Origin of the sequence: Streptomyces sp. NPDC052052, assembly GCF_040680455.1 — a bacterium.
GTDB lineage: Bacteria > Actinomycetota > Actinomycetes > Streptomycetales > Streptomycetaceae > Streptomyces.
In genome coordinates this window covers 157,717-182,461 of record NZ_JBFAWU010000005.1, presented here as the reverse complement: position 1 = coordinate 182,461, position 24,745 = coordinate 157,717, and the positions used below count along the sequence as shown (strand labels likewise).

The 24,745-nt window shown below is 69.7% G+C and carries 19 protein-coding genes and 1 tRNA gene; 11 read left to right on the top strand and 9 right to left on the bottom strand.

The window, feature by feature from the left end:
• Window positions 1-32: 32 nt before the first annotated feature.
• Genes AB0L71_RS08115 through AB0L71_RS08100 form a run of 4 tightly spaced genes read right to left on the bottom strand, consistent with a single transcriptional unit; the run spans window position 33 to window position 5,480 of the window.
• Window positions 33-314: a hypothetical protein gene (locus AB0L71_RS08115; RefSeq protein ID WP_365239451.1), complete on the bottom strand. Its 282-nt coding sequence runs from the start codon at window positions 312-314 to the stop codon at window positions 33-35.
• On the bottom strand, window positions 311-1,129 hold the full coding sequence (locus tag AB0L71_RS08110) for a hypothetical protein (RefSeq protein WP_365239448.1): 819 nt from the start codon (window positions 1,127-1,129) through the stop codon (window positions 311-313). Before AB0L71_RS08110 ends, AB0L71_RS08115 begins: the two co-directional genes overlap by 4 nt.
• On the bottom strand, window positions 1,129-3,357 hold the full coding sequence (locus AB0L71_RS08105; RefSeq protein WP_365239446.1) for a hydantoinase B/oxoprolinase family protein: 2,229 nt from the start codon (window positions 3,355-3,357) through the stop codon (window positions 1,129-1,131). The genes AB0L71_RS08110 and AB0L71_RS08105 overlap by 1 nt, the downstream gene beginning before the upstream one ends.
• Window positions 3,354-5,480: a hydantoinase/oxoprolinase family protein gene (locus AB0L71_RS08100; protein WP_365239443.1), complete on the bottom strand. Its 2,127-nt coding sequence runs from the start codon at window positions 5,478-5,480 to the stop codon at window positions 3,354-3,356. Before AB0L71_RS08100 ends, AB0L71_RS08105 begins: the two co-directional genes overlap by 4 nt.
• 536 nt (window positions 5,481-6,016) lie before the next feature.
• Between AB0L71_RS08100 and AB0L71_RS08095 the strand changes: the two genes are divergently transcribed.
• Entirely contained in the window at window positions 6,017-6,526 is a 510-nt protein-coding gene (locus AB0L71_RS08095; RefSeq protein ID WP_365239440.1) for a DinB family protein, read from the top strand.
• Window positions 6,527-6,924: 398 nt separating this feature from the next.
• Here AB0L71_RS08095 and AB0L71_RS08090 read toward each other — a convergent pair whose 3' ends face one another.
• Together AB0L71_RS08090 and AB0L71_RS08085 are read right to left on the bottom strand one after the other, a co-directional pair.
• Window positions 6,925-8,136, bottom strand: coding sequence for an MFS transporter (locus AB0L71_RS08090; RefSeq protein WP_365239438.1), 1,212 nt, complete (start codon window positions 8,134-8,136; stop codon window positions 6,925-6,927).
• Window positions 8,137-8,766: 630 nt separating this feature from the next.
• Window positions 8,767-9,243 (bottom strand): ATP-binding protein, encoded by a 477-nt coding sequence (locus AB0L71_RS08085; RefSeq protein ID WP_365239435.1) that lies wholly within the window; start codon window positions 9,241-9,243, stop codon window positions 8,767-8,769.
• A 277-nt stretch (window positions 9,244-9,520) separates the two neighbouring features.
• Between AB0L71_RS08085 and AB0L71_RS08080 the strand changes: the two genes are divergently transcribed.
• Window positions 9,521-9,594: transfer RNA gene (locus AB0L71_RS08080), tRNA-Ala, on the top strand.
• Between the two features lie 265 nt (window positions 9,595-9,859).
• On the opposite strand, the gene AB0L71_RS08075 is transcribed toward AB0L71_RS08080, so the two are convergent.
• Both AB0L71_RS08075 and AB0L71_RS08070 read right to left on the bottom strand, forming a co-directional pair.
• Window positions 9,860-10,468 (bottom strand): DJ-1/PfpI family protein, encoded by a 609-nt coding sequence (locus tag AB0L71_RS08075; protein ID WP_365239432.1) that lies wholly within the window; start codon window positions 10,466-10,468, stop codon window positions 9,860-9,862.
• A 128-nt stretch (window positions 10,469-10,596) separates the two neighbouring features.
• Window positions 10,597-11,985: a CoA transferase gene (locus tag AB0L71_RS08070; RefSeq protein WP_365239430.1), complete on the bottom strand. Its 1,389-nt coding sequence runs from the start codon at window positions 11,983-11,985 to the stop codon at window positions 10,597-10,599.
• A gap of 234 nt (window positions 11,986-12,219) precedes the next feature.
• Here AB0L71_RS08070 and AB0L71_RS08065 point away from each other — a divergent pair, with 234 nt between their 5' ends.
• The 8 genes from AB0L71_RS08065 (at window position 12,220) to AB0L71_RS08030 (ending at window position 22,113) form a co-directional block, all read left to right on the top strand.
• Entirely contained in the window at window positions 12,220-13,083 is an 864-nt protein-coding gene (locus tag AB0L71_RS08065) for a helix-turn-helix transcriptional regulator (RefSeq protein WP_365239427.1), read from the top strand.
• Window positions 13,083-13,286 (top strand): DUF397 domain-containing protein, encoded by a 204-nt coding sequence (locus tag AB0L71_RS08060; RefSeq protein ID WP_365239424.1) that lies wholly within the window; start codon window positions 13,083-13,085, stop codon window positions 13,284-13,286. Before AB0L71_RS08065 ends, AB0L71_RS08060 begins: the two co-directional genes overlap by 1 nt.
• A 288-nt stretch (window positions 13,287-13,574) precedes the next feature.
• The gene (locus tag AB0L71_RS08055; RefSeq protein ID WP_365239421.1) at window positions 13,575-14,564 is read left to right on the top strand and encodes an alpha/beta hydrolase-fold protein; all 990 of its coding nucleotides are present in this window, start codon (window positions 13,575-13,577) and stop codon (window positions 14,562-14,564) included.
• A gap of 17 nt (window positions 14,565-14,581) precedes the next feature.
• Window positions 14,582-16,093: a peptidoglycan DD-metalloendopeptidase family protein gene (locus AB0L71_RS08050; protein ID WP_365239794.1), complete on the top strand. Its 1,512-nt coding sequence runs from the start codon at window positions 14,582-14,584 to the stop codon at window positions 16,091-16,093.
• Between the two features lie 11 nt (window positions 16,094-16,104).
• The gene (locus AB0L71_RS08045; RefSeq protein WP_365239418.1) at window positions 16,105-17,586 is read left to right on the top strand and encodes a hypothetical protein; all 1,482 of its coding nucleotides are present in this window, start codon (window positions 16,105-16,107) and stop codon (window positions 17,584-17,586) included.
• Between the two features lie 43 nt (window positions 17,587-17,629).
• Entirely contained in the window at window positions 17,630-19,681 is a 2,052-nt protein-coding gene (locus AB0L71_RS08040) for a family 43 glycosylhydrolase (RefSeq protein ID WP_365239416.1), read from the top strand.
• 148 nt (window positions 19,682-19,829) lie between these two features.
• Window positions 19,830-20,609: a serine/threonine protein kinase gene (locus AB0L71_RS08035; protein ID WP_365239414.1), complete on the top strand. Its 780-nt coding sequence runs from the start codon at window positions 19,830-19,832 to the stop codon at window positions 20,607-20,609.
• Window positions 20,610-20,622: 13 nt separating this feature from the next.
• Window positions 20,623-22,113, top strand: a complete 1,491-nt coding sequence (locus tag AB0L71_RS08030) for a serine/threonine-protein kinase (protein ID WP_365239412.1) — start codon at window positions 20,623-20,625, stop codon at window positions 22,111-22,113.
• 61 nt (window positions 22,114-22,174) lie between these two features.
• Here AB0L71_RS08030 and AB0L71_RS08025 read toward each other — a convergent pair whose 3' ends face one another.
• Window positions 22,175-22,789: a TetR family transcriptional regulator gene (locus tag AB0L71_RS08025; RefSeq protein WP_365239791.1), complete on the bottom strand. Its 615-nt coding sequence runs from the start codon at window positions 22,787-22,789 to the stop codon at window positions 22,175-22,177.
• A gap of 297 nt (window positions 22,790-23,086) precedes the next feature.
• On the opposite strand from AB0L71_RS08025, the gene AB0L71_RS08020 reads away from it, so the two are divergent.
• On the top strand, window positions 23,087-24,691 hold the full coding sequence (locus AB0L71_RS08020; RefSeq protein ID WP_365239409.1) for a GMC family oxidoreductase: 1,605 nt from the start codon (window positions 23,087-23,089) through the stop codon (window positions 24,689-24,691).
• Window positions 24,692-24,745: the final 54 nt, after the last annotated feature.

The following is a 24,745-nucleotide window of genomic DNA, read 5'->3' as shown; positions in this document are numbered from 1 at the left end:
GGAGTTGGCGTCCCGGTCGCGGACGCCGCGGCTCAGCCGTCTGCGTCCTCGCGGGACACGGCGCCGAGGGACAGGCGGTGGGTGTACAGGTCGGCGTTGGGTACGCCGAGCAGGAACAACAGGTTGCGCATCACCAGCGGGTTGAGGCCGAGTCCGACCAGGGCCGCGGCATCGAGCCGCAGCACGGCGTCACGTTCGGGCCCGGTCAGCGGGTACTGCGCGAGGACGGAGTGCGGGTCGGCGCGCAGTCGTTCGGTGACGCCCTCTATGCGGGCGATGTCGCGGGCGAGCCTGCCCAGTCCGACGGTGCTCACCGCGCCACCTCCATCTCCATGACGCCGATGCCGGTGACCCACGGGTACATCGGCGCGTACGCCAGCAGCCGGCCACCGGCCTGCCCGGCGCAGGCGCGGGCGACGACCCACGTCCGGATCTCCAGCGCGCCGTTGCCTGCCTCGCGGTCGATCTGCTCGTCGGTCAGGGCCACCACGGCGTCCAGGTCACCGTCCACCATGCGGGCCAGGAAGGCGCGGTCCCAGTCCTCGTTGATCTGTCCCATCTCCGGCGTGCCGACCCAGTGGGAGACGCCACCGGTTCCGATGATCGCGACCCGGACGTCGCCGGGCAGTTCTTCGATCGCGGTACGCAGCGCCGAGCCGAGATCGCGGCAGCGGCCGAGGGTCGGCAGCGGCGGGGTGTTGCAGTTGACGAAGAACGGGACGATCCGGCGCTGTTCGATGCCCAGCCGCAGGACCGGCACCATGAAGCCGTGGTCCAGGCGCATGTCCCGGCTGTGGGAGAGATCGAAGCCGGCCCCGACGAGGGAGGTGTGCAGGGCGATGCCCACCTCCTCGTCACCGGCCACCGGCACACCGGGGATGCCGTGCTCGTTCCAGGGCTCGTGTCGTTCGGCGGCGCCGATGCAGAAGGTCGGGTAGTGCTCCAGGCCGAACGTCTCATGGTGGTCGGTGGCGATCAGTACGACCACGTCCGGGTCGGTCCGCTCCAGGTCGGCGGCCATCCGACGCCAGGCCGTGTCCAGTTGAGGGCTGTGCTCCGGATCGGCGTCGGGGTTCCTGAGGATGCCGCTCACGTGCGAGGTGGCGCCCGCGTAGACCAGCGTTCCCATCAGGAGTCCTTGCTTCCGGTGCCGAACGCGAAGACCGCGTCGTGCAGCGCTTCCTCGGTGCTCCGGCGGATCTCGACACAGAGCATCGCGCCGCAGCCGGGGCAGGCGTAGGCGTGCGCGCGGAGATCCTCGTGCAGGGTGATGCCTCGGCCGAGGTCCTCGGCGGTCAGCTCGGCGTGAGCGGCTCCGGTCTTCCAGTTCCCCGCGGCGGATGCGAGGACGTGGCCGCAGTCGCAGGCGGTGACGGGTCCGGTGGCGCTGTCATGGACCACGAGGTGCTCGCCGAGGGCGGCAACCGGTTCGACGGAGAGGTCCACGGCGGTGCCCGGTGTCTCGACGGGCCAGGCGGCGCGGGTGGCGCGTATCTCGACGCGGAGCGCGGTGGACGCCGCCTCGTCCAGTTCGCCGTTCTCGACGACGACGCCGTAGTGGCGTGCGGCCGACTCCTGTGACATCAGGCCGAGTTCGACCTCACGCGCCACCTCACGAGGATCGGCGTCGAACGGGTCGCCCCAGCCACCGCCGCCGTTCCAGGTCCAGCCGACCACGTCACCGGCGAAGACGGAGATGAAGCCGGGTTTGGCGGGCAGGGTGATCCGCTCACCGTCCAGTCTGTCGAGTCCCTCGAGGCCGGTGACCCCGGTGGGCAGCTTGGCGGCGATGTCGGAGCCGCGGACCACCTGGAAGTGGTTGCACGCACCGGGCATGCCTCCGTGGATCCCCTGCGAGGTCGGGGACTCCACCCCGTGGGCGGACAGCACGCCATGGATGGCATCGGTACCGTACGGGGTCCAGACGGAGCCGCCGGTCAGACCGCCGCGCTGTCGGCCGGCGCCGCCGGAGTCGGCCTGGGCGAAGCGGCTGAGGAAGAGGAACGGGTAGACCGCCTCGTCGCTCTCGACGTTGGTGACCCGGTACATCAGGGAGTTGTGGGGGCCCGCGAAGTCGACGCCGCGGCTGTCCGCGGTGGCGCCGCCGCCGCCCATCATCATCTCGGTGAGCGCGCCGCCGAACGGTTCACCGAACTGGTCGACACCCACCATGTGCAGACAGGCACAGGAACCGCTGGTGACGGCCATGGCCTCGGCACGCAGCTCGTCGCTGGCGCTGACCAACTGCGACAGCGCCGCTCCGGCAGTGGCCTCGACCATCCAGGCTCCCCCGAGGGTCGCCGAGCCACAGGGCGCAGGATGCTTGGCGTTGACGACGAGCCCCTCCTCGGCGACCGCACGGACCACGCGCAACGCACCGCTGTTCCACGGGATGTCGTGGCACAGCACCGGCAGGACGGTGGCCAGTACACCACCGCGCAGTCCCGCCTCGGTGCAGTTGATGAAGCCGGGCGCCTGCGGGCTGGACTTCGAGTAGTCGAAGACGAGGGTGTCGTCCTTCTTGGTGAGTTCGACCTCGACGTTGTAGAGGCGGTTCTCGTGCCCGTCGTGGTCGAGGTAGCTGCGGGCCCGGAAGGTGCCGTCCGGCAGGGTGCGGATGCGTTCGCGGACACGCTGCTCGGACAGGTCGAGCATGGTGTTCATGACCGAGGCCAGCGTGTCGGGCCCGTACCGCTCGGCGAGGCGGATGATGCCCTGCTTACCGTGGTGGTTGGCGGCGATCATCGCCTTGAGGCCCAGCCCGAGGCTGGCCGGAAGGCGGGAGGCGTTGAGGATCAGGTTCCACACGTCGCTGCGCAGCTTGCCGCCCTCGACCAGCTTGGTCGGCGGCAGGCACAGACCCTCCTGGTACACCTCGGTGGCGGACGGGGAGTAGCTGGACGGGGTCATGCCGCCGATGTCGAGCATGTGGGCGCAGGCGCCGACCCAGGCGATGCGCTCGCCCTGGAAGAAGACCGGCTCCAGCATGGTGACGTCGGGCATGTGCAGGGCGCCCTTGTAGGGGTCGTTCGTGATGAACGAGTCGCCCTCGTTGATGCCGGGGTCCTCGCCGCAGTCGTCGATGATGTGCCGGACCACGAGCTCCATCGAACCGGCGTGGAAGACGATGTGCGGGCCGAGGCTGGCGATCTCGCCGCCCGGCAGGTAGATGCCGGTGTTGCAGTCGTTGGCCTCGGTGACGAGCGGGGAGCCGGAGACCGCTTTGAGGACGGTCGACTGCTGTTCGACGATGGCGGTCAGTTTGTGTCGGACGACCTCGTAGGTGACCGGGTCGACACCGCTCGCCTCGATCCCGGTCGGGGCCGTGGCGGTGGACCGTACGTCCGTGGCGGTCATGCGCGGGTCTCCTTGGCGTCGATGGTGATCACGATGTTCTCCAGGTCGTCGAGGACCGCGGTCTGACCGGGTCCCACGAAGACCGTGGTGTGGGGATGCTCGATGACGGTCGGGCCGACGACCTTGTCGTTCGGGCGGAGCGCCCCGGCCCGGACGATGTCGGCAGTCACCGTGCCCCAGTCACCGCCCAGGTGGATGCTGCGGGAGCGCGGCGCGCCGGTGGTGCCGGAGCGGTCGGTGGTGACGTGGGAGAGCCGGGGCTTGTCGATCTCGCCCCTGCCCTGGACGCGGAAGGAGACGATCTCGACGCCCGCGCCGAGGAACACCGCCTCGCTGCCGTAGAGCTCGGCGAACTGCCGGCGGAAGCCTTCGAGGAGTTCGGTGAGGTAGTCCTGGCTGAGCTCCCCCCGGGCGACCGACACGTGCAGGCCGTGCACCTGCATGCGGAACCGGACCTCCGCGGAGCGCTGGACCGTGATCCGGTCGGCCTCGGCGCCGCTCTCGACCAGCGCGGCCCGTGCCTGCTCCTCCAGGCGTTGGAAGTTCGCGTTGATCCGGTCGATGTCGAAGACCTTCGCGGCGTCGTGCCACGAGGCGGACCGCATCGGGTCGGACAGTTCGGTGGTGATGTGCAGGTCGCTCATCACGGCGCCGTACGCGGAGTGCACCGGGGCGGTGGACGGCACGATGATCTTCTGTACGCCGAGTTCGGCGCCGAAGGCGTGGCAGTGGCAGCCACCGTTGCCTCCGTAGGCGAAGATCGCGAAGTCGCGTGGGTCATGGCCCCGGCCGACGGTGAGGGTCTCCAGGAGGTCGGCCATGCGGTGGTCGGCGATGGACTTGATGCCGGCCGCGGCCTGGGCGACGGAGATACCGAGCGGCGTGGCCACGCGGTCGTGGATGGCGCGTTCGGCGGCGTCCTTGTCGAGGGCGAAGGTGCCGCCGACGAAATAGTCGGGATCGATGATGCCCAGGACCACATCGGCATCGGTGACGGTCGGCTCGGTGCCGCCGCGGCCGAAGCAGACCGGGCCGGGCACGGACCCGGCGCTGGCCGGGCCGACCTGCAACTGCCCCTGCACGACACGGGCGATGGAGCCGCCGCCCGCGCCGATCGCGGTGACCTGCACGGCCGGCTTGAGGATGTGGTAGCCCTGCACCTGCTGGAGCGGGGTGACCAGCGGCTCATGGTTGACGATCATGCCGACGTCGAAGGACGTACCGCCCATGTCGGCGGTGAGCACGTTGGGTATGCCGAGCCGTTCGGCGAGTCTGGCGCTGGCCAGCACACCGCCGGTCGGTCCGGAGGTGAGCACCGACACCGGGGTGTCGCCGCAGTGTTCGGGGGTGATGACGCCACCCCCGGAGTCCAGCACCCGGAACCGGCCCCTGAAGCCGCGTTCGCGCCAGCTGGTGGCGAGGTCGGACATGTAGTCGCGGACCAGCGGGCCCAGGTAGGCGTTCATCGCGGTGGTCGCGGTGCGCTCGTACTCGCCGAGAACCGGGGCGAGTTCGCTGGAGAGCGACAGGTAGACCTCGGGGGCCGTCTCGCGGACGATCTCGGCGATGCGCCGCTCGTGGGCGGGCTCGCGGAACGACCACAGCAGGCACACTGCGATCGCCTCGACACCCTGGTCGACCAGGGTCTTGACGGCCCTGCGCACATCGTCCTCGTCGAGCGGGGTGACCACGGACCCCTTGTGGTCGATCCGCTCGGTCACCTCCTCGATCCGGGTACGCGGAACGATCGGGTCCGGCAGCCTGCGCTGCGCGTAGTGGACGACCTCGTCGGCGTCGAGGCCGGTCCAGGAGCCCATCCCGCGCTGCATCAGGACCGCGTCGCGGAAGCCGCGGGTGGTGATGATGCCGGTCTTGACGCCCTTGCGTTCGATGAAGGCGTTGGTGGCCACGGTCGTCCCGAGACCGAGATAGCGCACCTCGTCGAGCAGGGCCCCCTCGTCGAGGCCCAGATCCTTCTCGGCGAGCGCCAGTGCGGCGTTGACGCCGACCGCCGCTTCGGCAGGCGTGGTCGGCGTCTTGTAGAGCCGGGCAGCGCCGGTCTCGTCCAGAACCACGCAGTCGGTGAAAGTGCCGCCAATGTCGACACCGACGAAATAGGTCACACCAAGTCCTCTTTCTGAAATGACCGCCCGAGGCCCATCAGTGCGCGACCGGTGACAGGACGACATCGGTGGCGCCATGGCTCCGAAACCTCCCATTGACCGAATCCTTCGTCAAGTGACCAGACGCGATGTTCGGTGAACGGAGCGAACGTCCGCCCCCTCTCGCGGCCGGCCATCGCGGAGTCGCGCAAGCGGCCCCAGGAGCCCCCTGACCTGCACATACGTCGCTGCCGCAGACAGCCGGACGGCGACGCAGCGCGTGCGAGGTGATCTGCGTCACACCAAAGGTCAGCGGGATACTCAACGTCGGCCGAGGCGGCACTCCGCGGAGGAACCACTCCTGGCGGAGCGTTCCGCGGCTGACCGATCGGGCAGTCCGACCGACGTGTGCAGTGACTGCCCTGGCCCGCGTGGGTGTCACGCGACGGTCGGCCTCGTGGTGGCAGTCGGGCCCGGTGGACGGCACTCGTCCGGGGACGCCCGGCGGGAGTGGATACTTACCCCTCATGCAGTCACGGATGAGGAGCGCACGGCCAGTGACGAGCGACCATCGGGTGGGACCGCCCAGTTTTGGCAGCGAACGCGACATGCTGCGGGCTTTCCTCGACTACCACCGCGCGACCCTCGCCATGAAGTGCGAAGGGCTCACCGACGAGGAGCTGCGGCAGCAGTCGATGCCGCCGTCCACACTCTCGCTTCTCGGCCTGGTGCGGCACATGGCGGAGGTGGAGCGTGCCTGGTTCCGCCGCGTGTTCGAGGACAACGACGCTCCCATGGTCTGGTCCGACACGATCGACTTCCAGGCGGCGTACGACGCAAGCGCGTCGACGAGGGCCGAAGCGTTCGCGGCCTGGGAGGCCGAGGTGGAGAACTCGCGGCGCATCGAGCGCGAGGCCGAGTCCCTGGACCTGGCCGGGCATCAGCCACGATGGGGCGAGGAGGTATCGCTGAGGATGGTGATGGTGCACGTACTCCTGGAGTACGGCCGCCACAACGGGCACGCGGACTTTCTACGCGAAGGTGTCGACGGGACCGTGGGCGCCTGAGCCCACAGTCCCGTCGACAGCCGGTGGACCGAAACGGCTTCGTTTACTCGGCGACCGAAACGCTGGTTCGTCACCGATCGCGCAGGTTCCCGGGCTCGACCACTCGGAAGCGTTCGGCAACAACGAGGGTGTCATCGTCAACGACGGGGTGCTACCCAAGAACTCGCTCACGCCATCGCTCTGCGAACGGCCGCCCCCTACTGTCCCAGCCCTCCGACTCCCATTCCTTCCACAACTCGACCCATCCGAGCCGCAGATGGACGCATCAGATCACCACGATCCCCAACTAGCAGGGCCGTCGGTCCGCCACCCCCTGGGCTCACCATCATGTTCGGCCTATGCGGAGGCCTGCCGCCAGCGCAAGTACCCTGGCTGCTCCAGAGGGCAGGGGCTGCCTATCAGCCTTGCTCGCAACAATCGGGCGTATGGTCCGGATGCGGCTCGATCTTGCGCAACTGCGTAAACGGCACGGCCGAAGCGCATGCGAGAGCGATCACGCCCACAAGTAGGAGGGCGAGCCAGGCACCGGACCTGTCGATGATGATCCCCGCCGCTGCGGATGCCAATGATGCGCCGAGGTTCAAAGATGTATTGATCCAAGTCGAGGCTTCCGTCTGGCTGGTCTCCGGGACAATCGCGTCGGCAATGACGTATCCGGTGATGAGGGATGGGGTGAGGAACAGGCCGACGAGAGCGATGCCCGCGGCGAAGAGACCGAGTGCGTCCAGTTGGGACACGACCACTGCGGCAAGCCCCATGCTGATGCACAAGGCGAACAGTCTCTTACCGGCTCCCGTCTTGAGGTTCAGCTGTCCGTAGAGAAAACCTCCGAGAGCGCTTCCGCCCGAGAAGGCCGCTAGGAGCCAGCCCGAAGCCGCGACCGCATCATGTTGCGCAGCGACGGCCGGTGCGGCGATTTCAGCGACTCCCAATACGCCGCCGGCGCCCAGCAGGACGATCAATACCCTTACGAAGCCTGGCTGACGCAGAGGGCGATCACCTCGCACGCCACTCCGTCCTGTTCCGCGCAGTGCCCGCGACGAAGCGCTGGACGTCATGGCTGCGGTGCCGAGGAAGACCGCTGTCGCGGTCACCCAGAGCCCGATGTTGGGAGAGGTGGCCACGATGACCGCCGTGATAATGACGGGACCAACGACATAGAGGAGATCTTCGCAGATCGCGTCGACGCTGAATGCCTTGGTTCGCTGGTCACCGGCCGTCGTGAGGGAGGCCCAGACCATGCGCATCGCCGCCCCCAAGGGGGGCGCTGTCAGGCCAACTACCGCGCTGAGAACGAGGAACCAGATGGCCGCAACTCCGTCGGTCGCGGTGATGAGCGCGAGAGCGATGAACCCAGCCGCCTGGCTTGAGGCCATCGTGGTGAGCGCCGTCCGCTGCCCGAATCGATCGACGGCCCGGGCACGCCAGGGAGCGGCGATGACGTTGGCGATCCCGAACACTGCTGTTGCGAAACCGGCCTGTGTGTATGAGCCCGTACTGTCCTGGACGGCGAGTAGGAGAGCAAGACCGCCCATCGCGAGAGCGGACCGGCCGATCAGGGCGGGAAGGAAGGCGCGAAGTGCGCCAGGAAGGAGAAGCACTGCGAGCACGAAACAGCTCCGATGATGTGCGACCGACGCGCGCAACGTACGGTCACCAAGAATCTGACGGTTATTGAGGTCCGGAGGGCAGAACGGATCGCACCCTCGACGGATCAGAACCTGGACGGGAGGGATCCAGGACCGTCAGATGAACATCACGATGAACACCCAGGGAGGGTAGCAGGCTGCTTCCTCCTTGCTGGTTGATGACCCCGTGGACGGCCCGAGAAACCGACGAGCCCCCATCCGGCCCTTCCAGCCTCAGCTCAGGCGTCCTCACGATCCGGTGCGCTGTCTTGTCGAACCGATGAGGGCAGATACGACCAAGGGAGCCGACGCACCATGAGCACCCCAACCGAGCCAGGACACGGCCGCCCCGACCCGAGCCTGGAACCGTTTGAACGTCATCACCCAGCAGCCCGCCGGCGACTACCAGCCCGGCCAGTGGGGATAGCCACACCGCTTCGCGTCAGGTCCGACGGGACGAGCACTTGAGGCATGAACATGAGTTGCGTGCGTCGTCCGGCCTGGGCGGTCCAATGCCCATGCCGATCACTCCGGTCATCGCGGGGCAGCGTCGTGCGTTGCCGGACGGTGTGCCCGAGGGTGCGTCGCACGACAGTAATGCGCCACTACCTTTCAGGTCAGGGCGACTTCGCACCAAACCGTCTTGGTGTACGGGTCGCCGTCGGTGGTTCCCCAGTGGGTGGACAGGGCTTCGACGAGGAGGAGGCCCCGGCCGGATTCGAGGTCAGGGGACGGTGACGGAATCTCGCCTGGAGCGGGTGGTCGACGGTCGGGGCTCGCGTCCGTGACCTCGATACGAAGGACCAGACCCCCAGGGCGAAGGGTGAGCCGCAGACGGAAGTCGCGGCCCCGCGCCCGGCCGTGCAGCACCGCGTTCGTGGCGAGTTCGGCCACAAGGAGCGTCACCGTCCGGTTGGCCCCGCTGTCGTACGGCCAGCCCCAGCGGTGGAGTTCCTCGGCCGCAAGACGGCGGGCGAGGCGGGCACCGCGCGGCGTCGCGGAGAGAAGGATGGTGAAGTGGCGAGCGGGAACGGGGTGTTGCGTGGGCCCGGACCGGAACGCCGGTGAGTGGGCAGGTTCGCGATTCATGTCACTCAGCGTGGTCGACCACCTCTACTCCGACCAGGAGCGACGGCAGTACGCAGCGTCACTGTCCGGGCGTTGTCCGGCTCTGTCCGGGCGACGCGGCGTTACGCGGTGCGCCGCCGGGAAGTTGGGTATGGACACGGCGGACGTGGAGGTGCGCGAACGCGAGATGAGGTTCTGACACAACTTCCCTGACGCTGCCATGCTGAGTGACAAGACATTGTCTTCGACAATTCAAGAGCGGCGGAGTGCAGGTGGCTCGTATGATCGCTGGCGGGATGGGGCTCGTAGCGCAGCGGTTGTCGCGCCTTCACGGCATGTAGGAGGACGCCGGTTCGAATCCGGCCAGCCCCGTCCTTCCTCGGCAGTCACGACCACCGACCGCACCAGGCGTGACAATCAGGAAGCGAATGGTTCGTTCAGTCGCTTCAACCACCGCCGCCGGGGTGCCCGAATCCAGAGCAGGCCGCCAAACCCGAGGTCGACGACTGGTCCGAGCCCGTCCGCGCGGGCCAGCCAGGCGAGAGCACTGCAACATGCTCGCGCCTCTGACAATGCCCACGCCTCAATACACTGAAAAGTCGCCGCCATCACTGCAGGCAGCATTCCGAAACGGGCGTCAGGGCAGTGCAGGCTCCCCCGTGCGGATGGCGCGCATGGCGCGCTCGACGGTCTCCTGGTTTTCGCCGACCGGAGCCACGTAGTCGATGACGTCGCGCGCGGCCTTCTCTCCGAGCGTCCGGGTGATCACCCACGTGGCGAGATACTGGGATGCCAGGCAGCCGCCCGCTGTAGCGATGTTCCCCTCAACGTAGAACGGCGCGTCCAGCACGGTGACACCGCAGGCTTCGACAAAGGGCCGACTGATCACGTCCGCGCAAACCGGCATGCCGCCCAACAGCCCGAGGCGCGCCAGCACCAGCGCGCCGGAGCACTGCGAGCCGATCAGCTGTCGCGAAGGGTCGAGCGGCAGCATGGAGAGCAACCGGTCGTCGGCGACCACGTCGCGCGTCTTCACTCCGCTACCGATCAGCACGACGTCGGCGTCGGTCACAAACTCCATGGGGCGCTGCCCGGTCACCTCGACGCCGTTCATCGACGTGACCACCGGCGTCGGCGTCGTTATGAAGGCTTCCAGGCCGTCCTTGCGGCAGCGATTGATCAACGCGGAAGCAATGAAGCTGTCGAGCTCGTTGAACCCGTCGAAGGTGACCACGGCTACCTGCATCCCAACTCCTTCATGCGGCATCAGGTATCCAGTCTCCCTGGCGTGCCGCGCCCGGTCGAGAGCCGATCAGAGGCTGGGATCCAGTGGGCCGCATCGGTCTGCCGGGCGCATCGCCCCGAACGTTCTCGTCAGGCGCCGCCCCAGACCGGGGCGTCCGTGCCCCATAGACCCGGCGGGCGTGCCCAGTTCATCGGGCCTCCCTCGTATGACACCGGCGGCAGCGCGTGCCGCAGTCGACCCATGGGGCTGTCGGTCTCGGTCAGCCAACGCCCGGCGTCGAAGCCGTCGTCCTTGCCCCGAGCGGGGGTCAGGTCGTGGATGAGCCAGTGCGCGGTCTGCGTCAGGGCGAGCCGGACCAGCCGGGTGCCGCCCGTGCGGTGCTGCTCGGTGAGCGCGCGCAGCACCCCGGCCGCCAGCAGATAGCCGGTGCCGTGGTCGAGTGCCTGGGCGGGCAGCGCGCCGGGCGAGTCCGGCGAGCCCTCCAGCTCGGCAATGCCGGTGGCCACCTGGACCAGGCTGTCGAAGCCGCGCCGCTCGTGCCACGGCCCGTAACGGCCCCACGCGGACAGCTGAGCGATCACGAGACCCGGACGGCGCCCAGCGAGCGCCTCGGGCGTCAACCCGAACCGGTCAAGCGCACCCGGCCGATAACCGGTAACCACCACATCTGCCTCGTCGAGCAACTCCTCGAAGACGCGAAGCCCGGTGGCGTCACCCAGGTCCAGGGTGGTCGAGCGCTTCCCCATCCCCGTGTCGTTGTGGGCCTCCTGACTTTCCGGCAGCTGTGGCGCGTCGATCCGCAGCACGTCCGCGCCGAGCAGCGCCAGCGTCCGGGTGGCGACCGGCCCGGCGAGCACCCGGGTCAGGTCCAGGACCCGCAGCCCCGCGCACGGCAGCGCGGCGTCAGCGAAGACCCGGGCCGGTGCGTCGCCGACGCGCGCCATGGTCAGCAGCGGCTGCCCCGCAACCAGGATCCCCTGCTCGCTCTTGGCCCACTCCTCGGGGCTGCGTGCCGCGACGGCCAGTCCGCCTGCCGCGTACACGGTCTCCTCCACCTCCAGTGCGGTACGCCCCGCGATCGCCCCGGCCACCGCGTCCACCGCGTCCTCGCCGGCATCCCGCGGCACCCCGAGAGCGGCGAGCAACCGTGCTTGGTGGTGCGGGTAGTTGGCGTGCGTGCGGACCCATCCGTCGGCCGCCCGCCAGAACCGGGACAGCGGCGCGAAAGTCGGCCACGCCTTCCCATCGACCCGCACCAGCCGGTCGCTGAGGAACGCCGTTGCGACCGCCTCGTCGTCGACCCTCACCCGGGGCACGGGCCGCCCCGTCCGTACGGAAGCGAGCTCGGCTGCCGCGAGCGAGCACACCGCGACGGTGGCCCGCGCCAGCTCCAGGACGGGCAGATGCGCCGGCAGTCCTCCGGACGGACCGCCGTAGGCCACCCGGTCGAGCAGAGCAGGATCGGCACCCAGTGCCGCCCAGGCCTGCGCCGTAGCTGTGGAAATTGGAGATTTCATACCAGCAATGTGGCACTAAGTGCCACCTGGAGGGAAGAGGCCAGGAGCCTCGCACCCGGACCTCGACGTAGCTCGGTCCACCGCTGGAACCCTGCCACCGCCGCGTCACCAGTAACGGCGTCAGTACGCAGCATCGCTGTCCGGGTGCGGTCCGGATCTGTCCGGGCAGCGAGGCGTTACGCGGTGAGCCGCCGAGGAGTTGAGCACGGACACGGCGGACGTGGAGGTGCGCACATGGGCGTGACGGGGCAGGAAGTTCAGGGCGGCGACGCGATGGAACCGTACGACGGGGACGACGAGGAGTCGGCGGCCGTCCTGCGGACGATCGGCCGGGTCGTCAAGACGTGCCGAGAGCGAAAAGGGCTCACCCAGGCCGAGTTGGGAACAGGCATCGGCTACAGCGAGGAACAGGTGTCCTCGGTCGAGCGCGGGCGGCGGGCGCCGAGTGAAGCGTTTCTGGCCAGGACCGACACGGTGGTGGAGGCCGGCGGGCTGATCGCCGGACTGAAGAAGGACGCGGAGGAGGCCCGGTACCCGAAGAAGGTGCGGGATCTGGCGCAGCTGGAGTCGAAGGCGGTTGAGCTGTGCGCCTACGCCAACTCCGTCGTCCACGGCCTGCTTCAGACGCCGGAGTACGCCAGGGTGTTGTACGGGATGCGGCGTCCGCCCTTCAGTGAGGAGGAGGTCGAGCGGCTTGTCGCCGCACGGCTGGCACGCCAGGAGGTCTTCGACCGGCAGCCTCCCCCCGTCTTCAGTTTTGTCCAGGAAGAGGTCACACTGCGCCGCCCGCTCGGGGGCAGAATGGTGATGCGGAAGCAGCTCGAACACCTGTTGGTGGTCGGCCATCGGCGGAACGTGGAGATCCAGGTGATGCCCACGGATCGCGAGGACCACTCCGGTCTTGCGGGGCCGTTCCAGCTCCTACGGCTCGAGAAGGGGGACACCGTGGGGCACAACGAGGCCCACCTCATCAGTCGGCTGTTCTCGCATCCCAAGGAGATCCAGCTCTTTGAGATCCACTATGGCATCATCCGGGCCCAAGCCCTCACACCCAGTGAGTCGTTGGCCTTCATCGAGAAAGTGCTGGGAGAGACATGATGACCACCCCCTCGACAGGGAACAGCTCTGCACTGAAGTGGTTCAAGAGCAGCTACAGCACGAATGAAGGCCCGGAGTGCGTGGAGGTCGCCTTCGCCCCCGAGACCATTCACGTACGCGACTCGAAGCACGTGCAGGGCCCCCAGCTCGCCTTCGGGCCCCGCCAGTGGGCCTCCTTCGTCTCGTACGCCGCCGATCACTGAGCCACGACCTGCGCACGCCCCGCGTCCGGTTCCGTGCCGGGCGCGGGGCGTCGGCATGTCCAGGTCGGCCATAACCCTCCCGGCATGCGCGGAGCCCCGCGGAACCGCTGCGCTCCCCGACGCGTGACGCGAGGGGTCCCGCTCGCTTTGTACCGCGCCCGGGCCGCGCCTGTCAGTCCGTAAGGTTCCGGGTTCTCCTCCGGGGAGTCGCGTCGCTACCTTCCGAACCGCCTGTCACACGGCGTTCGGACACTCCGCCGCCGCGTTTCCCCCACCCAGGAGGCTACGTTGACCTCGCACCAGCCCACCCGCAGAAGCATCCTCAAGTCCGCCGGTGGCGTCACCGCCGCCCTGGCCCTGGGCGCCGGAGGTGTACTCGCGGGGGCATCCACCGCCGCGGCGGCCGGAGACGGTTTCGGCCTGCACATCGTGGACCACAACGAGAGTGACTCCCGGATGTGGTACTACCGCTTCCAGACCGACGCGATCGGCTGGAACCCCGGCGTCAATGTGCTGCTGCCGGACGACTACCACTACAGCGGTCGCACCTACCCCGTCCTCTACCTCTTCCACGGCGGCGGTACGGACCAGGACTTCATCACCTTCGACCGCGAGGGCATACGCGCCTGGACCGCCGGAAAGCCGATCATCGTGGTCATGCCCGACGGCGGTCACGCCGGCTGGTACTCCAACCCGGTCAGCTCCAACGTCGGCCCCCGCAACTGGGAGTACTTCCACATCAACCAGGTGCTGCCGTGGGTCGAGGCCAACTTCCGCACCTACGCCGAGTACGACGGCCGGGCCGTGGCCGGTTTCTCCATGGGCGGGTTCGGCGCGCTCAAGTACGCCGCCAAGTACTACGGCCACTTCGCCTCGGTCAGCGCCCACTCCGGCCCGGCCAGCCTCCGCCGTGACTACGGCCTGGTCGCCCACTGGGCCAACGCCTCCTCCGCAGCCCTCGACCTGGGCGGCGGCACGATCTACGGTGTGCCGCTGTGGGACGAGGCCAGGGTCTCCGCCGACAACCCGGTCCAGCGCATCGAGAGCTACCGCAACAAGCGGGTTTTCCTCGTCGCCGGCACCAGCCCCGACCCGATCAACTGGTTCGACACCATCAACGAGACCCAGGTGCTCGCCGGACAGCGCGAGTTCCGCGGGCTGTTGGACCAGGCCGGGATCCCGCACGAGTCGTACGAGGTGCCCGGCGGCCACTTCATCCGGCACGACCTGATGCAGCGCGACATCGACGGCATCATCGGCCGTCTCCGCAAGGCGTGACGGGGCATCACGTGTCACTGTCACTCTCACTCCGCCGACGCGCGCTGCGCGTCCTGCTCGCCGCGACCGCGGCCCTGGCACCCGGACTGGTACTCGTTTCGCCGACCACCGCCCAGGCGGCTGATTTCACCGCGGCGTGCCCGGCCTCCGGCTATGTGTCCCAGCACTACAGCAGCGCGCACAACGGCGTCGACATCGCCAACGACTACGGCACTCCGATCTATGCCGTGGGCGACGGCGAGGTGACCCATTCCGGCAGCGCCGACGGCTACGGCCAGTGGATCCGCATCCAGCACTCCGACGGGAGGATCTCCGAGTACGGGCACATGTACGAGCGGGACGTCTTCGTCGGCGACCACGTCGTGGCCGGTCAGCAGATCGCCCTGATGGGCTCCGAAGGCGAGTCGACCGGCCCCCACCTCCATCTGCGCATCTGGGGAGACCCGTCCACCTCGTACGCCATCGACCCGGAGCCGTACCTCGCCGACCACGGCGTGGTGTTGCCCTGCACCCCAGGCACGGGGCCCCGCCCCACTCCGCTGGTGTATCCGGCGGAGTCGGGCCGGGTGGTGTCGGCCCGGTCCGCGGACGGCCGCCTGGAAGTCTTCGCGGCCGGGGCCAACGGCGTCCACCACGCCTGGCAGACCAGCGTCAACGGCGGCTGGTCCGACTGGGAGTCCCTCGGCGGTCCCGGCGGAGCGGAGCTCGCGATCGGACCCAACGCCGACGGGCGCCTCGAACTCTTCGCCATCAACGGCAATGTCTTCCAACACCTCTACCAACTCGCCCCATCCGGCCAATGGTCCGGCTGGGAGAACTTCGGCGGCGGCGGCAAGGACATCGCCGTCGGCGCCAACAGCGACGGACGCCTCGAAGTCTTCGCCTCCGGCCCCGTCGGAATCTTCCACAAGTACCAGACCGCTCCCAGCAGCGGCTGGTCCGACTGGGAGTCAGCCGGCGGCGGACCGGCCAACAGCCGGATCGAGATGGAGAAGTCCCCGGACGGACGCCTCGAAGTCTTCGCCCTCAACAGCGACACCTTCCAGCACCTGTTCCAGACCGCCGTCAACGGCGGCTGGTCGGCCTGGGAGAACTTCGGCGGCGGCGGACACGACCTGACCCTGGACCACAACCAGGACGGACGCCTCGAGGTCTTCGCCTCCGGCCCCGTCGGCGTCTTCCACAAGTACCAGACGAGCCTGACCACTTGGTCCGACTGGGAACCCACCGGCGGCCCCGCCGACTCCCAGCTCACGAGCCAGCGGACCGCGGACGGCCGGGTCGAGGTGTTCGCGATCAACGGCAGCGTGGCGCAGCACCTCTGGCAGACCGGCCTCAACGCGCCCTACAGCCAGTGGGAGACCTTCGGCACCGGCGGCACGGAAGTCACCGCCACGGCGAACGCCGACGGCCGCATCGAGGTCTTCGGCACCAGCAGCGCCGGTGTCTACCACAAGTGGCAGACCGGCTTTGCGACCTGGTCCGACTGGGCCTGGCTCAACTCCACCTCCGGCCCCGCCGTCAACTGAGGAGACAGCAGGTGACAAAGGAACAGCTGCACACGGTGCGGCGGGCCCGAAGAGCGCCCCACCGCGTCATCCTGTCGGCGCTGGTCTCGTTGCTGCTCACGGCAGGAGTCTTCGTCGGCGCCTCACCGGCCTACGCGGCTTCGAGCGACCTGTGCGCCGAGGTCGGCTACAACGCGGGCTTCCGCGGCGACGGCCTGGTGACCGCCGTCGCCGTCGCACTCGCGGAGTCCGGCTGCGATCCGTCGATAACCAACACCACGAACAACACGCCCCCGTCGCGGGACCGCGGCCTGTGGCAGATCAACGACTACTGGCATCCCGAGGTCAACGACGCCTGCGCCTACGACGCCCAGTGCAACGCCAATGCCGCCTTCACGATCTCCTCCGGCGGTACGAACTGGCAGCCCTGGTCCACCTACAACGCGGGCCTGCACTGGGGGCACATGGATGAGGCGCAAGCCGCGGTGGACCGGCTCGGCCACCACGAGCCCGGTCCCGGACCGCTGGTGTATCCGGCGGAGTCGGGCCGGGTGGTGTCGGCCCGGTCCGCGGACGGCCGCCTGGAAGTCTTCGCGGCCGGGACCAACGGCGTCCACCACGCCTGGCAGACCAGCGTCAACGGAAGCTGGTCCGACTGGGAGTCCCTCGGCGGGCCGGGCGGAGCGGAACTGGCGATCGGCCCGAACGCGGACGGGCGCCTCGAGCTCTTCGCCATCAACGGCAACGTCTTCCAGCACCTCTACCAGCTCGCCCCCTCCGGCCAGTGGTCGGGCTGGGAGAGCTTCGGCGGCGGCGGCAAGGACATCGCCGTCGGCGCCAACGGCGACGGACGCCTCGAAGTCTTCGCCTCGGGCCCGGTCGGAATCTTCCACAAGTACCAGACTGCGCCCAGCAGCGGCTGGTCCGACTGGGAGTCGGCCGGCGGCGGACCGGCCAACAGCCGGATCGAGATGGAGAAGTCCTCGGACGGACGCCTCGAAGTCTTCGCGCTCAACGGGGACGTCTTCCAGCACCTGTTCCAGACCGCGGTCAATGGCGGCTGGTCGGCCTGGGAGAACTTCGGCGGTGGAGGCCATGACCTGACCCTGGACCACAACCAGGACGGACGCCTGGAGGTGTTCGCCTCCGGCCCGGTCGGTGTCTTCCACAAGTACCAGACGAGCCTGACCACGTGGTCCGACTGGGAACCCACCGGCGGCCCCGCCGACTCCCAGGTCACCAGCGAGCGGTCGCCCGATGGCCGGGTCGAGGTGTTCGCGATCAACGGCAGTGTGGCGCAGCACCTCTGGCAGACCGGGGTGAACGCCCCGTACGGCCAGTGGGAGACCTTTGGTACCGGTGGTACGGAGGTCACCGCCACGGCGAACGCCGACGGCCGCATCGAGGTCTTCGGCACCAGCAGCGCCGGTGTCTATCACAAGTGGCAGACGGGCTTCTCGACCTGGTCCGACTGGGCCTGGCTGAACTCCACGTCGGGTCCCGCCGTCAACTGACCCAGGCCAACTGACCCGCCAGGGTCCCTTCCGGAGAAGAGTCATGCATCCGATCAGCAGGCGGCGCCTGCTGCGTGCGGCCGGAGCGGGAGCGCTCGCGCTCCCGCTCCTGGGCCGTGGCGCCGCCTTCGCCGCCACCCTCGCGTCCCCTCAGTGGGTCGGCGCCGGGCCTTTCACGCCCGTGTACGATCCGTCCCTCCCCGGCCGGCGCCGCTACCTCAACGACCACACCCTCATCCGGGCGAACGGCCGCTGGCACCTGTTCTCCATCGTCGGCGACAGCGCCACCCCCGGCGAGGCCCCGGACAGCGCCGCCGAGACCGCCTTCGCACACGCCTCGGCCCCCGACCCGTACGGCCCCTGGACCACCCATGCCGACGCACTGACCGCCGATCCGGCGTACCACGGCGAGGAACACCTCTGGGCGCCACACGTCATCGAGGCGAACGGCACCTACTGGATGTTCTACGCCGCAGGCGGCAGCGACGGGGCCGCGATCAACCTGGCCACCTCCACCGACCTGTTCACCTGGACCCGTCTCCCGTCCGGCCCCCTGTTCCGGGGCTCAGCGGCGCGCGACCCCATGGTGGCGCGGATCGGCACCGAGTGGGTCATGTACTACACCGAGGAGTCCACCACCGACCGGCGCCACCTCGTCTGCCACCGCCGCTCCACCGACCTGCTGAACTGGAGCGAGCCCGGCATCGCGTTCACCGACGAGAGCACCACCGCCACCGGTGTCTCCGTCACCGAGTCGCCGTACGTCGTCGAACGGGACGGTTGGTACCACCTGTTCATCGGACCGCGCGGCGGCTACGAGGGCACCGATGTGCTCGCTTCCCGCGACCCGTTCAGCTTCACCCTCGACGGGTACGCGGGCCATGTGCCCGGTCACGCGGTCGAGCCGGTCACCGACGGGGAGAACTGGTACGCGAGCGCCGCCGGCTGGTTCCGCCGCGGGCTCTCGCTGGCGCCGCTGTACTGGCAGGACACCCCGCCCGTGTGGCAGAGCCCGGACAACCCGGTCGCCGCCCTGGACGTCCAGGGCCGTCTGACCGTGTTCGCGCTCGACGCCGTGGACCACTCGATGCTGCGGCGGGTCCAGCTCGACCCGGACACCGACACCTGGTCGGACTGGGAGGAGTTCGGCGGTCCGGCGGGTGCCGTCCCCACGCTCGGCCGCAACACCAACGGCCGCCTGGAGGTGTTCTCGCTCGCCCCCGGCGGCACCAATCTGCACCACAGGGTCCAGCGGCCGGACGGCACTTGGTACGACTGGGAGGAGTTCGGCGGTCCGGCCGGTGCCGCGCCCGCCGTCGCCCGTAACGCCGACGGCCGCCTGGAGGTCTTTGCGCTGAGCCCCGGCGGCACCCTGGTCGCGCGACGCCGCCAGTGGTCGCCCGGGGCGCTGACCTGGGACCCGTGGGACGCGGGCTTCGGCGGCCCGGCCGGTGCCCCGCCGGTCGTCGGGGTCAACGCGGACGGGCGCCTGGAGGTGTTCGTGCTCGCGCCCGGCGGCGCCGCGCTCCTGCACCGCTGGCAGGAGACGCCGGGCGGCGACTGGGCCCCGTGGAACCCGTTCGGCACTCCGGCCGGCACGGCCCCGCGCGTGACCCGCGACGGCAGCGGGCGGCTCACCGTCTCCGCGATCGCCCCCTCCGGCGTGGCCGCCTTCCAGCGGCGCCAGTCGGTTCCGAGCGGCGGGTGGGACGACTGGCAGCCACTGTTCGGCTGGTCGACGGCGGCCCCGCTGCTCGTCCCCAGCGCCGACGGCCGGCTGGAGGGCTTCACGCTCGCCCCCGGCGGTGAGCGGCTCGACCACCGCTGGCAGCTCGCGCCGGGCGGCACCTGGGACGCCGCGGAGGACTTCACCGAGCCCGGCGTCGTGCTCGCCGCCGGACCGTCGGCCGCCGCCGACGCCACCGGCCGTCTCCATCTGTTCGCGGTCACCGCCGACGGGCAGGTGCGCACCCGGGTCCAGGAACAGCCCAGCAGCGCGTGGCGACCCTGGGCGGCGTTCGGTGACCGCGCTGTGGCGGCCGTTCTCTCCGGCGCCCCGGCCCAGCCCTTCTCCGCGCGGGCGACGCCGCCCTGATCGGCGTCCGCCCACACCCGGTGCCCGACTGCCGTCCGGCTTCATCACCGCACCGTAAAGACCCCTGCCACTCCATGAATCACTCCGCGCACACGGGGTAACGTTCGTCCGTCGGGCAACGGTGGTCGGCGCGCCGGATGGGGGAACAGTGAGCGGAATTGTCGTGCACCTGCCGGAGGGGGGCGGCAGTGACGCGGTGACCCTGCGGATCGGCCCCGGGGAGCGCATCCGGTTCGGCCGCGGCTCGGCGCGCACACCGGTCGAACTCCGCCTCGGCGACGAGGCGGTGTCCCGCTTGGCCGGGGAGATCCGCGCCACGGAGGACCACTGGCAGCTCAGCAATCTCAGCACCACCCACAGCTATCTGGTGGAGAACCCGGAGGGCGCGGGCGAGTACCTGCGCGTCCCGCCGCGCCGGGTCGGGGCGCCGATCCCGTTCGAGCTCTCCCGGGTGGTGCTGCCGTCCCGCCGTGACACCCCGGTCCGCTTCCAGGTGTTCGCGCCCGACCACATCTATCTGGACCCGCAGGCGATCGGCGACGGCTCGTGGGAGAGCCATACCGTCACGGCCTACTCCCTAGACGAGACCGCCACCTACTTCCTGGTGCTCGTCGCGCTCTGCGAGCCCTGGCTGCGCGATCGTTCACCGGTCGCCGTGCCGACCACACCCGAGGTCGTCGAGCGGCTCCGGGGCCATGCCGGCTGCGCCAGGCTCACGGCCCGTGCGGTCAGTGCGCACATCGACTACCTCGCCGACGAGAAGCTACGGATCGGCGTTCCGGCTGCCGCGGACGGTACAGCCCGCGCCGACCGCCGCAACGGCAAGCGCGAGGCCGTCGTCGGGATCGCGCTGAAGTTCGGGCTCGCACGGGAGGAGCACCTCGACCTCCTGCCGCCGCGCACCGAGCCGGCCAAGCGCGATCGGTAGGGCGGCGGTGACGGTGCACGACCACACTGCGCCGGGCGACAGCGGTGGACCCGAACTCCTGCCGGAGGGCCACCGGATCGGCCCCTGGATCGTCGGCGAACCGATCGGCGCGGGCGGCTGGGCCACCGTCTACGCCGGACGCGCGGCAAACCGGGCTCCGGGCCGCGCGACAGACGGCCCGGCGGACCCTGCGGACGAGGCAGACCACGCGGCAGACGCCCCGCCCAACCCGGCGGACGGGGACGAGGTCGCGCTCAAGGTCATGCCGACCGCCGGACTCGCACCCCGGCAGGCCCGCAGCGTGGCCGAGGCAGCCCACCGCGAGATCGATCTCGGCCGCAGGGCCGGCCATCCCCGGCTCGTCCGGCTCCTCGACTCCCTGGTCCTCAGCACTCCCGACCGGCCGTCCCTCGACCATGCGATCGTCCTCGTCATGGAGCGAGCCCGGTGCAGCCTGCGCGAGCTGCTTGCCGCCGGCATCACCGAGGACGAGGGCACCCGGCTCGTCACCGGCATCGTGGAGGGCCTCGCCCATCTGCACCGAAGCGGCTGGGTGCACACCGACCTCAAGCCCGAGAACATCCTCGTCGGGCGGGACGGCGAAGTACGGCTCTCGGACTTCGGCCTCGCCATCGAGCTGACCGGCACCCACGGTTGGACCGCCCCGATGGGCACCCTCGACTACCTCCCGCCCGAGCGATGGCAGGAGCCCCTCGCGGAACGCGGCGTCCAGGTGCGGCCCAGCGCCGACCTCTGGGCGCTCGGCATCATCGTCCACGAAGTGTTCGCACACGGCGCCCTGCCGTTCCCCGGCGCCACGCCGTCGGCGCGCAGGGCCGCCGTGCAGGAGTACGCCGCGGGCGGGGCACCCTTGCGGATGGACAGCGCCGTCCCCGCCTTCTGGCGCACTCTCGCCGCCGACTGCCTGTCCCCCACCCACGCGGCCCGCGCCCCGCACACCGCCGAGCACATCCTCGAACGCATCCGGGCCCACGAGGCCGGTCTCCGGACCCACCGCCCCGGCCCCCGCAACCGTGCCCGCTCCCGTCCCCGCCTGCGTGCGCGCACCGCCGTGATCCTCGCCGCCCTCGGGTGCGCGTCCACCGCCGCGCTCTGGGCGTACGCGGCAGGGAACGGAACCGGCAACGGCTCCGCAGCCCTCCAGGGGACCCCCGAAAACCCCGCCCAGGTAAGGGTGTTCAACGCCGAGCAGGACTGCCAGGATCGTCACGACCGCGACCTTCATTGCAGCCTGGGCCTCGCGATCGACCCGCGGCATCCCTACACCACCGAGAACGTCGTGCCCACCCGGGTGTGGCACGGCGACGTCCTGGAGGCGGAGTGCCGGCTGGCCTCCGGGCTGCCGATCCTCGACGAGCAGGACCGCCGGTCCACCATCTGGTTCCGGATCCGCGTCCCCGGCGCGAAGGTTCCGGCCACGGCCTGGCTGCCTGCCGTCCGCACGAAGGACCGCCCGACTCTCCCGGACTGCGACCCGCTGTAGTGGGCGTGCGGCACGGTACGCCCGGCACCGGGCAGGGACGAAGGCCGCGCTCCCCCAGGGATCAGTAGGGCAGGCCCTCCGCAGCGGCGCGCAGGGCAGTAAGAAGGCAGGTGGCGATTTCGGTGCCCGCCGCGCCGGGGTCCTCCGCGTACCGGTGGGCGAAGTCCTCCGAGGCCGCGCGCAGTGCGCCGTTGATGGTCGCCGCGTGCACCTTGATCCGGAGGTCGTCGGGGCTGCCTCCGGAACGCCGGGCGAGGAGTTGGCCGAGGACGGGCAGGGCGTCGTCGTGGGCCTGGAGCCAGACGGAGCGCAGCGCCGGGTCGGTGGTGGTCATACGGATCAGGTCGAGCGTGACGGGAGCGACGGACGGCAGCTCGCAGGCCCGCAGGGACTCCAGGACGAAGTCCAGCAAGCTCATGTCCTGCGGCCAGTGGCGCAGTTGGGCCACGACGCATTCGAGCCCTGCGGAGAGCAGCGGCAGGACGCAGCTCTCCTTGCTGGGGAAGTGGCGCCACAGGGTGCGGGAGGAAATGCCCACGGCTTGGGCGATCTGCTCGCCGGTGGTGCCGGTGACGCCCTGCCGGGCGAACAGCCGGACGGCCTCGGTAGCGATCTCGAAGCGGAGAGCCGCCTTGCGCCGTTCGGCGAGCAAGGGCCTGCCGTCTTCCTGAACCATCGCCCCGCGCATCGCGGTTGGCGCCTCGCCCACCGTCGTCCCCCGCTCTCCGTGCCTGTCACCGCAGCATAGCGAGCCATTCGAAAATGACACATACAGACGTCTTGTCACTGAGTGACGCACAGACTTACTCTGCCGTAAGTGACCAACTAGTAACAGCGGTGTTCTGCACCGCACTTGGTGCGTAACGGCCGCAAAGTTCAGGCGACATCGACCACCGATCACCTTTCCCGCCTGGGCAGTTCGGACGGCCACCCCCATCGGACGGCGCTCCATCCCCCTCTTCAGGAGCCGCTCATGCCCCATCCCAGCAGACGCGCCCTGCTCACCGGTGCCGCGGGAATCACAGCCGCAGGTCTCCTACGGGCGCCCGCCGCCGCAGCAACGGTCGCACCGGCCCAGGTAGGACTGACCCGGGAGGAACACCGGGTGGTCATCATCGGCTCAGGCTTCGGCGGCGGCGTGGCCGCGCTGCGACTGGCGCAGGCCGGCGTGCCGGTGACCGTACTGGAACGCGGCCGGCGATGGCCCACCGGGCCGAACGCGGAGACCTTCCCCCACGCGACCAGCCTCGACCAGCGGATGCTCTGGTACGGCACCCTTCCCGAAGCCGTCCGGCCACTCGCCCAACTCATCGGCAAACCAATGGACTTCGCGCCCTACGTGGGCCTCCTGGAGCCGATACTCGGGCAGAACATCCTGGGTGTCTGCGCGGCCGGGGTCGGCGGCGGATCACTCGTCTACCAAGGCATGACGCTGCAGCCGTCGGAGGCGGTGTTCAATACCTGGCTACCCCAGGAGCTCGACTACCGGCGCATGAACGAGATCCACTACCCCCGCGTCGCCGACATGCTCAGGGTGGCGACGGCACCCGACGAACTGATCAACACCTCCCCCTACTACGCGGCGCGGGTCTTCGCCGAGCGGGTGCGCAGGGCCGGGTTCGGCCTGGAGAAGATCCCGATGCCCATCGACTGGGACTACGCCCTGGCCGAGCTGCGCGGGGAGATGAAGCCGTCCTACACCAACGGGGACTGTGCTCTCGGCGTCAACAACGGTGGCAAGAACTCCGTCGACGTGACCTACCTCCGGCAGGCCGAGGCGACGGGGAACGTCTCCGTGGAAACCCACCACAACGTCACGTCCGTCGCGCTGGCGGCCGACGGCCGCTGGGAGGTGCGGGTCGACCGCACCGACGATGCGGGCACCCTCATGGAGCAGAAGATCCTCTCCACCCGCGCCCTGATCATGGCGGCCGGAAGCATCAACACCAGCAAGCTCCTGGTCCGCGCGGGGGCCACCGGCGCCATCCCCGATCTGCCCGACGGTCTCGGCGAGGGCTGGGGGACCAACGGCGACCGCATCTACACCTGGACGAACCTCCAGGAGGACTTCGGGGCCGAGCAAGGGGGCCCGGTCGTCTACGGCAGCAAGGCGTGGGATGACCCCTCCACCGCGAACACGATCATCCAGGCGTCGCTCCCGCCGCTCGGCATCAACGCGCGCACGACCATGCTGGTCGGCTTCGGTGTGAGCGCCGACCGGGGCCGGTTCCGCTACGACGCCTCCACCGACACCGTGTCGCTGTACTGGCCCTCGGGCGGTGACGCCGCCAGTCACCGGAACATCCAGCGCCGCGTCACCGAGGTGTCCAAGGGACTCGGCGTCCTCACGGACACGAACGCCCTGGTCAACAGCACCTGGCACCCGCTGGGCGGAGCACCGATGGGCACCGTCTGCGACCTGGAGGGCCGCGTTCTGGGCCAGCGCGGTCTCTATGTCCTCGACGGTGCGCTGATCCCCGGCACGACCGGTGCCTGCAACCCGTCGATGACCATCGCCGCCGTGGCGGAACGTGCGATGGACGCCATCGTCGAGCACGACATCGACACCGTCATCTGACCGATGTACGAGGAACACCCCCGACCCTCTGAACAGCTTGGCAGGGCGTCATTC